Below are 8840 nucleotides of genomic sequence, written 5' to 3'. Positions count from 1 at the left end.
GTCTTGCCGTGGTCAACGTGGCCAATCGTGCCGATGTTGACGTGCGGTTTGTTACGTTCAAACTTTTCCTTTGCCATCTCGCGGGGCGCCTCTGGTTAGGGGGCCGCTAGCAGCGAGCCCGAGTCAATATCGCGCGCTACCTATTGCGCTGGCGGGGAAAAATCAAGCCCGGAATGCAGGGTTTCCCCCGTCTGTGTTCGTGTCTGTGTTCGCGGTTTCCCTTGGGCAGCGACCGGCACCGCACTACCATCTGCTCATGGATTACGCTGCGACAGACGACACCCACCGCCTTCCGGCCCGTGCGCCCCTTGCCGAGCATCCGCTGGGCATCTTCGCGAGCTTCCGCGCCGCGCGGCGCAACCTGTTGGAAATCATACCGGAACTGGCGACCCATGCGCCGATCATCTCGGGCAATACCGGGGCGCGCTGGCATATGGTGATGGACCCCGACAGCCTGCGCCACATCCTCAAGACGCGCGTCGAGGATTATCCGAAATCGGTGGTGACCAAGCTCATTCTCGGCCCTGCCGTAGGGGAAGGACTGTTCGTCGCCGAAGGGGCCGAATGGCGCTGGCAGCGCCGCGCCGCCTCTCCGGTCTTCGCCGCGCGCAACATGGAGGCGCTCGCCCCCGTCATGGGCGCCGCAGCGGAGGCCTCCGCCGCGCGCATCAGCACCGCCGCCGATACCGGCCGCGCGGTGGACCTGCATCAGGAAATGGTGGCCGCGACCTTCGAGGTGATTTCGGACGTGACCTTCTCGGGCGACGAGGGGTTCGACCGCGCCGCGATCCACCGGGCGATCGACGCCTATATCGCGCAGACGGCGAAGGTGTCGCTTCTGGATCTCTTCGCCCTGCCCGCCTGGGTGCCGCGCCCGCATCGGGTGATCTCCTCGGGCGTCGTGCGCGACCTCAAGCGCCATGCCGACCGCGCGATCGAGGCCCGGCGCGCGGGCGAGGCGAAGGCGGTGCCCGACCTTTTGGACCTGCTCGACGGCGCGCAGGACCCCGAAACCGGCCGCGAGATGAGCCCGGCCGAGCTGCGCGACAACCTGCTGACCTTCATCGTCGCAGGCCACGAGACGACCGCGCTGACGCTCGCCTGGGCGCTCTACCTCTGCGCTTTCGACCCCGAGGTTCAGGACGCCGCCCGCAGCGAGGCGCAGGCGGCGCTCGGCGCGCACGCGGCGACCGTCGATGACCTGCCAAAGATGCCCCTCGTCGCGCAGATCGTGAACGAAAGCCTGCGCCTCTACCCGCCTGCGGGCTTCCTGTCGCGCACGGCGCGCAAACCCGACACGCTTCTGGGGCGCGAAGTGCGCGCAGGCGACACGGTGATGCTGCCGATCTACGCGCTCCACCGTCACCATGCGCTGTGGGAGAACCCGCATGCCTTCCGCCCGGACCGCTTCGCCGATCCGACACATGACCGCTTCGCCTTCCTGCCCTTCGGGGCCGGGCCGCGGATCTGCATCGGCGCGGGCTTCGCGATGCAGGAGGCGCAGATCATCCTCGCCACGCTCCTCGCCCGGTTCCGCTTCACCGCCGTGCCGGGGCGCGAGCCTGTGCCGGAGATGATCCTGACCACACGCCCAAAGGGCGGCATCTGGCTGACAGTCGAGCGCGGGTGACGGGCGCGCGCAAACACGCGCCCTTCGCCTTGGTGAAAATATCCCGGGGGTGAATTGCCCGGCAGGGCAAGAGGGGGCAGCGCCCCCTGCCGGATCGCCCGGGCCTGCCCGGACGATCCCTCAGGCAAAGCCTCAGGTGAACCTGTTGTCCCGCGGGAAGCCACGCGGCGCCATGCGGCCCGCCGAGGCCCGCTTGCCGGTCCATTCGGCGAGATCGGTCTCGGTCCGGGTGCGGCCCGCCGGGTCCTTCCAGCTCAGACCATCGGCCAGGGTGAAGGTCTTCGCGTCGCTCAGACCCCCGTCCTTGTATTTCTGCAGCCGGACGCCTTTGCCGCGCGCCATCTCTGGCAGCTCTTCCAGCGGGAAGACCAACAGCTTTCGGTTCTGACCGACGCAGGCGACCGTATCGCCGTCGATCTTCGAGCAGACGGTGGTTTTCGCCGCGCCCTTCATGTTCAGAACCTGCTTGCCCGATTTGGTCTGCGCCACGAGCTCCTCGCCCGGACAGACAAACCCGTCGCCATCCGAGGAGGCCAGAAGGTATTTCTCGCCCGCCTTCGGCAACAGCAAATGTGTCACCTCCGCCTCGTTGGGCAGGTCGACCATCAGCCGCAGCGGCTCGCCCATGCCGCGCCCGCCGGGCAGATTCGCCCCCAGCACGGTATAGGCGCGCCCGTTCGAACCCATTGCGACGATCCGGTCCGTGGTCTCGGCATGCATGGCGAACATCGGCCCGTCGCCATCCTTGAACTTCACCTCGGCATCGAGCGCGTTATGGCCCTTCATCGCCCGGATCCAGCCCATCTTCGACAGGATCACGGTGATCGGTTCACGCTCGATCATCGCCTCGATCGGCACTTCCTCGACCTCGCCGGCCTCGGCGAAGCCGGTGCGCCGTGCGCCGCCCTCGGCATTGCGGCCGAATTTCTTGTCGATGTCTTTCAGCTCACCGCCGATCGTCTTCCATTGCAGCTTTTCGGAGGCGAGCAGGTCTTCCAGCCCCGAGCGCTCTTCGATCAGCGCATCGCGCTCGCGCTTGAGCTCCATTTCCTCGAGCTTGCGCAGACTGCGCAGGCGCATGTTGAGGATCGCTTCGGCCTGCACGTCGGACAGCTCGAACTCGGCCATCAGCATCGCCTTGGGCTCGTCCTCGTAGCGGATGATCTCGATCACCCGGTCGAGGTTCAGGAAGGCGATGATATAGCCTTCGAGCACTTCCAGCCGCGCATCGATCTTGTCCATCCGGTGCTGCGAGCGGCGCAGCAGCACTTCGCGGCGGTGATCGAGGAAGGCGCGCAGCACCTCCTTGAGCGAGCAGACCTTCGGCACCCGCCCGTCGATCAGCACGTTCATGTTGAGCGAGAACCGGACCTCCAGATCGGAGTTCTTGAACAGCATCCCCATCAGCATTTCGGGCTCGACGGTGCGCGATTTCGGCTCGAGCACGATGCGGATATCGTCGGCGCTCTCGTCGCGCACATCGGCCAGCGCGGGCACTTTGCGGGTCTGGATGACCTCGGCCAGACGCTCGATCAGCTTCGATTTCTGCACCTGATAGGGGATCTCGGTGACGACGATCTGCCATTGACCGCGGCCGAGTTCCTCTTTCTCCCATCTTGCGCGCAGGCGGAACGCACCGCGGCCCGTGCGATAGGCGTCGCGGATATTGTCGGGCGGCTCGACCAGCACGCCGCCGGTCGGGAAATCGGGGCCGGGGATATGCTCGACCAGCTCGTCATCGGTGATTCCGGGGCGCTTGATCATCTCCAAAAGCGCCTCGACCAGCTCGCCGAGATTGTGCGGCGGGATGTTCGTCGCCATGCCGACCGCGATGCCGCTCGCGCCATTCGCCAGCAGATTCGGGAAGGCGGCTGGCAACACGACCGGCTCGGTCAGCGTGCCGTCGTAGTTCGGACGGAAATCGACCGCGTCCTCGGCCAGCCCTTGCAGAAGCGACTCGGACGGGGAGGCCAGACGCGCCTCGGTGTAACGCGAGGCTGCCGGGTTATCGCCGTCGATATTGCCGAAATTGCCCTGCCCGTCGACGAGCTTGTAGCGCATCGCGAAATCCTGCGCGAGACGCGCCATCGCGTCGTAGATCGCGGCATCGCCGTGGGGGTGGTAGTTCCCCATCACGTCGCCCGAGATTTTCGCGGATTTCCGGAAGCCGCCGGTGGGCGACAGCTTCAGCTCGCGCATCGCGAAGAGGATGCGCCGATGCACCGGCTTCAACCCGTCGCGCGCGTCGGGCAAGGCCCGGTGCATGATCGTCGAGAGCGCATAGGTCAGATAGCGCTCGCCGATCGCACGGCTCAGCGGTTCGGAACTGGTGGAGAGGGGATTTTCTTCGTCACTGCTCATGCGGATTTACTAAAGCCGCGCCCGATCCCGGTCCAGCGGGAAAAGCAGGAATAGGAATTTCCATGGAACTTTTCCCCCGTCGGCGGAATTTCACCGACCTAGAGCAGAGAGAATCGTGTTAATATTTTCACGCTTCCCCAGCTGCCAATCGGAATCAGGGGGTTGATCATGGGCAAGTTGTTGCTGACCACTTTGGCGGGTATTTACGCCGTTATGGCCATCGCCGGACGCGACGTTCCCGGGAACGTCGAACAGGCCTCTGCGGCCACGTCGAATGACACCGTACAGGTCTCACGCGCCGCGAGCGATAATCAAGAGCTTTCGGCCAGCGAAGCGCCTCAAATTGTCGCGAAGGCCGCCGCCGCATCGCAAGCCAATACGCCGAAAATCGAGAAAGCCTCGTTGATCACCCGCGTCACGCCGAACGCGCGGATGCCGGGCCCCGAGCTCAAACCGTCGCCGGAATATCGCGACACCTCGGCGCCGAAAGTCGAGGGCGGCACGCTCTGGAGCGTGTCTGCCAATGCGCTCAACGTGCGCTCCGGCCCGTCCACCAGCGACAGCGTGATCGACCGCGTCCGCAAGAACGACGAAGTGCTCGTCGTGGCCGAGATCGGCGGCTGGGCGAATGTGAAGATCGAGGGCGACGGCACCGAAGGCTGGGTCTCCAAGAAGTACCTGCGCCCGGCAAATTGACCTAAACCGGCCTGCCAGCCGCTAAAATCTTGCCTTTTCAAATGGCTCGAAATACCCCCGTCGGAGGCAAATCTCCGGCGGGTTTTTCTTTGCGTCGCCGGACCACTGGGAAGGCGCGCGCATGGCCAAGACGATCCTGATCACCGGATGCTCCTCGGGCATCGGCTACGACGCGGCCCACGGGCTGAAAGCCGCGGGCTGGAAAGTCTTCGCCACCTGCCGCCGCGAAGAGGATTGCGAGCGCCTGCGCTCCGAAGGGCTGATCTCCTTCCAGCTCGACGTGGCCGATCCCGAAAGCATCGAGGCGGGCTTCAACGAGGCGCTGGCGCGCGGGCACGGTCGGCTCGACGCGCTCTACAACAACGCCGCTTTCGCCTGCCCCGGCGCCGCGGAGGACATCCCCCCCGGCGCACTGCGCGAGATCTTCGAGACCAACCTGTTCGGCCTTCACGACCTGACGACCCGCGCGATCAAGGTGATGCGCGCGCAGGGCGACAATGGCGAGGGGCGCATCCTGCAATGCTCCTCGGTGCTGGGCTTCGTCGGACTGAAATGGCGCGCCGCCTATGCCTCGACGAAATTCGCCCTCGAAGGCCTGACCGATGTGATGCGGCTCGAAATGGCCGATACGGATATCAAGATCGTGCTGATCCAGCCCGGCCCGATCACCTCGAAAATCCGGGTCAACTCGATCCCGCCCTTCGAGAAATGGGTGGATTGGGAGAATTCCGCCCGCCGCGCGCAATACGAGGGCAGTCTGCTCAAGCGCCTCTACCAAAGCCGCGGCAAGCCCGACACGTTCGAACTGCCCCCCTCCGAGGTGACCAAGGCGATCCTCAAGGCGCTCGAGGCCCCGAACCCGAAGCCGCGCTACAAGATCACTACGCCGACCAAGGCAATCAGCGTCGTGCGCCGCTTCCTGCCGGATCGGATGCTCGACTGGGTGCTGGACAAGGGCTGAAAATCCTTTCGCATTTTCGTGATCTCCAGCTATGTCTTGAGCCCAGAGGGAGAGAGACTACATGCGCAACGACCCGTTATTTTATGTCGTCGCTCTGGCGAGTTTGGCGGTTCTGGTGATCTTGATGATCGGCATCGCGGGCTTCGGACGCGGGGGCGATTTCAACAAGAAACATGCCAACAAGCTGATGCGGTTGCGCATTGCCGCCCAGGCGGTCGCAATCGCGCTGATCCTGTTGTTCGTTTATCTCAGAAGGGGTGGCTGATGGTCGTTCTCAATCGCATCTACACGCGCACCGGCGATGCCGGGGAAACCGCGCTCTCGAACGGAGTGCGCGTCGCCAAACATTCCGCGCGCGTGACCGCCTATGGCACCGTGGACGAGCTGAATGCGACCGTGGGCATTGCGCGCCTGCATGCGGATGAGGCGCTGCAAAAGCAGCTCTCCGTGATCCAGAACGACCTCTTCGATCTTGGCGCCGATCTGGCGCGCCCCGATATGGAGCATGACGACGAGGCGGGCTACCCGGTCCTGCGCATGGTCGAGTCTCAGGTGACCCGGCTCGAGACCGAGATCGACGCGATGAACAAGAAGCTGGAGCCGCTGCGCAGCTTCATCCTGCCGGGAGGCACGCCGCTTGCCGCGCATCTGCATATGTCGCGCACCGTGGCACGGCGTGCCGAGCGTGAAACCGTGTCGCTGGCCGCGATCGAGGGCGTCAACGAATGGGCGGTGAAATATCTCAACCGCCTGTCCGACTGGTTCTTCGTCGCAGCCCGGATCGCGAATGACGACGGCAAGGACGATGTGTTGTGGGTTCCCGGAGCGAACCGCTGACGAAGTCAGTGGCGGGGCTTCCGGTGGAAGCACCGGCGAAGGGAAGGGGAAGTCGCTAAGTGCCCCCTACAGGAAGCTCTGCGGATCGATATCGACCGCGAGCCGCGCATTGGTCGGCAGCTTCAGCCCCTTGAGCCAAGCCTTGAGCGCGCCCTGTAGCGGCGCGCTTTTCTCTGCCTTCACGAGCATCCGCACCCGGTGCCGCCCGCGCACCCGTGCGATCGGTGCAGGCGCGGGCCCGAAGACCTGCGCCCCGATCCGGCGAAGCGCGGCATCGTTGCGCGCGAGGTGGTTGCCCACCTCAAACAGCGGCTGCAAATCCGGCCCCGACAGGATGATCCCAGCCATCCGCCCGTAAGGCGGCACGCCCTGCGCCTGCCGAGCGGCGGCTTCCTGCGCCCAGAACGCCTCCTCGTCGCCACCCAGAATGGCGCGGATCACCGGATGCTCAGGCTGATAAGTCTGCAACAGCGCCGCGCCCTTCTCCTCGGCGCGGCCCGCCCGGCCCGCCACCTGCCGCATCAGCTGGAACGTCTTCTCCGCCGCGCGCAGGTCCGAGCCCTGCAGCCCCAGATCGGCATCGATCACCCCCACCAGCGTCAACCGCGGGAAGTTATGCCCTTTCGCCACGATCTGCGTGCCGATAATGATATCCGCCTCGCCCTGTGCGATCTCGGCGATCTTCTCCTTCAGCGCGCGGGCCGAGCCGAACAGGTCCGAAGACAGCACCGCCAGACGCGCCTCGGGGAAGCGCTCCGCGACCTCCTCGGCCAGCCGCTCCACCCCCGGCCCGACAGGCGCGAGCTTCCCCTCCACCTCACAGCTCGGACATTTCACCGGGATCGGCTTGGTCTCGCCGCATTGGTGGCAGACGAGCCGCTTGAGGAAACGGTGCTCCACCATCCGCGCGTCGCAATGATCGCAGCCGATCTGATGCCCGCAGGCCCGGCAGATCGTGACCGGCGCATAGCCACGACGGTTGAGAAACAGCATCGCCTGCTGCCCCTCGGCCACCCGCGCGAGAACCTCCTTCACCAGCGTCGGCCCGATCCAACGCGCGCTCTCGATCGCTTCGTCGCGCATGTCGATCGTGCCCATCTCGGGCAGTTCCGCCGTGCCGAACCGCGCGCCCAGATCGAGCCGCTGATACTTCCCGGCCTCCGCGTTTGCCCATGTCTCCAGGCTGGGCGTCGCCGAAGCCAGCACCACCTGCGCCGAACAGCCCGAGGCACGCAGCACCGCCATGTCGCGGGCGTTATAGAGAACGCCCTCCTCCTGTTTGTAGGAGCTGTCATGCTCCTCATCGACCACGATCAGCCCCAGATCGCGGAACGGCAGGAACAGGGCCGAGCGCGCGCCGACGACAAGCTGAACCTCGCCCGCCCCGCAGGCCTTCCACAGCCTGCGCCGCTCGCTTTGCGTGACCCCGGAATGCCATTCGCCGGGGCGCGCGCCAAACCGCGCCTCGACCCGCGAGAGAAATTCCGAACTCAGCGCGATCTCGGGCAGCAGCACCAAAGCCTGCCGCCCCTTGCGCAGACATTCCGCGACCGCCTCCAGATAGACCTCCGTCTTGCCCGATCCGGTCACGCCCTTCAGAAGCGTCGTCGAATAGGCCCCGGAGCCCGCGCGCAAAGCCTCCGCCGCAGCAGTCTGCGCCTCCGACAGCGCCTTGCCGGGCCGCGCCGGGTCGAGCCGCGGGAAGGGCTGGTCGCGCGGCACCTCCGCCTCGATCAGCGCGCCGGTCTTCACCAGCCCCTTCACGACCTGCGTCGTCACCCCGGCCAGATGCGCCAGCTCGCTCAGGTAAAATCCCGCGCCGCCATGCTCTTCCAGCACCTCGAGCACCCGCGCCCGCGCATCGGTCATCCGCGACGGCTCCCGGTCGCCCAGCCGGTAAATCTTGCGCATCCCCGGCGGATCGCCCAAGCCCGGCGCGCGCGTCGCGAGCCGCAGCACCTGCGGGAGCGGCGTCATCGTGTACTCCGCCATCCGCTCGAGGAAGACGCGCAGCTCGTCGCGCATCGGCGGCACGTCGAAGACCCGGTTCACCGCGCGCAGCTTGGCAGCGTCGAAACCGCCCTCGCCCGGTCCCCAGACCACGCCCAGCACCTTGCGCGGCCCCAGCGGCACCTCGACGAAAGCCCCGCTGAAACAACCGCCCTCCGGCGCGCGATAATCGAGCGGGCGCCCGATCGGCTCCGCCGTCAGCACCGCGACCCGCGCGCCCTCTTCGAACCAACCGGGTTCAGACATCGCCATGCCTTCCAACTGCACTAAATATCCCGGGGAGCGGCGAAGCCGCGGGGCGGAGCCCCCGTCCTGCTGCGACCTCTTTCGCCGTCGCCACTTTTG

Annotated in this window: 7 protein-coding genes; 5 read left to right on the top strand and 2 right to left on the bottom strand. The window is 66.0% G+C overall.

The genetic code is table 11. From position 1 onward, the window contains the following. Positions 1–256 precede the first annotated feature (256 nt). Entirely contained in the window at positions 257–1630 is a 1374-nt protein-coding gene (locus BMI86_RS18265) for a cytochrome P450 (protein ID WP_078542601.1), read from the top strand. Positions 1631–1762: 132 nt separating this feature from the next. On the opposite strand, the gene parC is transcribed toward BMI86_RS18265, so the two are convergent. Further along, positions 1763–3991 carry a DNA topoisomerase IV subunit A gene (parC, locus tag BMI86_RS18260; protein ID WP_078542600.1) on the bottom strand — a complete coding sequence of 743 codons (2229 nt, stop codon included), beginning with the start codon at positions 3989–3991 and terminating at the stop codon, positions 1763–1765. 168 nt (positions 3992–4159) lie between these two features. Between parC and BMI86_RS18255 the strand changes: the two genes are divergently transcribed. From BMI86_RS18255 to BMI86_RS18240, 4 genes are all read left to right on the top strand, one after another. Beyond that, positions 4160–4687: an SH3 domain-containing protein gene (locus tag BMI86_RS18255; protein ID WP_078542599.1), complete on the top strand. Its 528-nt coding sequence runs from the start codon at positions 4160–4162 to the stop codon at positions 4685–4687. Between the two features lie 121 nt (positions 4688–4808). Next, on the top strand, positions 4809–5648 hold the full coding sequence (locus BMI86_RS18250; RefSeq protein WP_078542598.1) for an SDR family NAD(P)-dependent oxidoreductase: 840 nt from the start codon (positions 4809–4811) through the stop codon (positions 5646–5648). 61 nt (positions 5649–5709) lie between these two features. Beyond that, positions 5710–5913: a twin transmembrane helix small protein gene (locus BMI86_RS18245; protein ID WP_078521361.1), complete on the top strand. Its 204-nt coding sequence runs from the start codon at positions 5710–5712 to the stop codon at positions 5911–5913. Next, positions 5913–6485, top strand: a complete 573-nt coding sequence (locus BMI86_RS18240; protein WP_078521362.1) for a cob(I)yrinic acid a,c-diamide adenosyltransferase — start codon at positions 5913–5915, stop codon at positions 6483–6485. Before BMI86_RS18245 ends, BMI86_RS18240 begins: the two co-directional genes overlap by 1 nt. 66 nt (positions 6486–6551) lie before the next feature. Here the strand turns inward: BMI86_RS18240 and BMI86_RS18235 are convergent, their stop codons facing one another. Next, positions 6552–8741: a primosomal protein N' gene (locus tag BMI86_RS18235; protein ID WP_078542597.1), complete on the bottom strand. Its 2190-nt coding sequence runs from the start codon at positions 8739–8741 to the stop codon at positions 6552–6554. Positions 8742–8840 lie beyond the last annotated feature (99 nt).

The sequence above is a fragment of the Thioclava sp. DLFJ5-1 genome (assembly GCF_002020115.1).
In the GTDB taxonomy this organism is placed as follows: Bacteria; Pseudomonadota; Alphaproteobacteria; order Rhodobacterales; family Rhodobacteraceae; genus Thioclava; species Thioclava sediminum.
Note: the sequence above shows the minus strand (reverse complement) of the source record. Positions and strands in the feature narration are given on the sequence as shown.

Bases quoted from the DNA above. Each gene is read 5' to 3' on its own strand.
- BMI86_RS18265 (WP_078542601.1), top strand. From the start codon at position 257: ATGGATTACGCTGCGACAGACGACACCCACCGCCTTCCGGCCCGTGCG.
- parC (WP_078542600.1), bottom strand. From the start codon at position 3,991: ATGAGCAGTGACGAAGAAAATCCCCTCTCCACCAGTTCCGAACCGCTG.
- BMI86_RS18255 (WP_078542599.1), top strand. From the start codon at position 4,160: ATGGGCAAGTTGTTGCTGACCACTTTGGCGGGTATTTACGCCGTTATG.
- BMI86_RS18250 (WP_078542598.1), top strand. From the start codon at position 4,809: ATGGCCAAGACGATCCTGATCACCGGATGCTCCTCGGGCATCGGCTAC.
- BMI86_RS18245 (WP_078521361.1), top strand. From the start codon at position 5,710: ATGCGCAACGACCCGTTATTTTATGTCGTCGCTCTGGCGAGTTTGGCG.
- BMI86_RS18240 (WP_078521362.1), top strand. From the start codon at position 5,913: ATGGTCGTTCTCAATCGCATCTACACGCGCACCGGCGATGCCGGGGAA.
- BMI86_RS18235 (WP_078542597.1), bottom strand. From the start codon at position 8,741: ATGTCTGAACCCGGTTGGTTCGAAGAGGGCGCGCGGGTCGCGGTGCTG.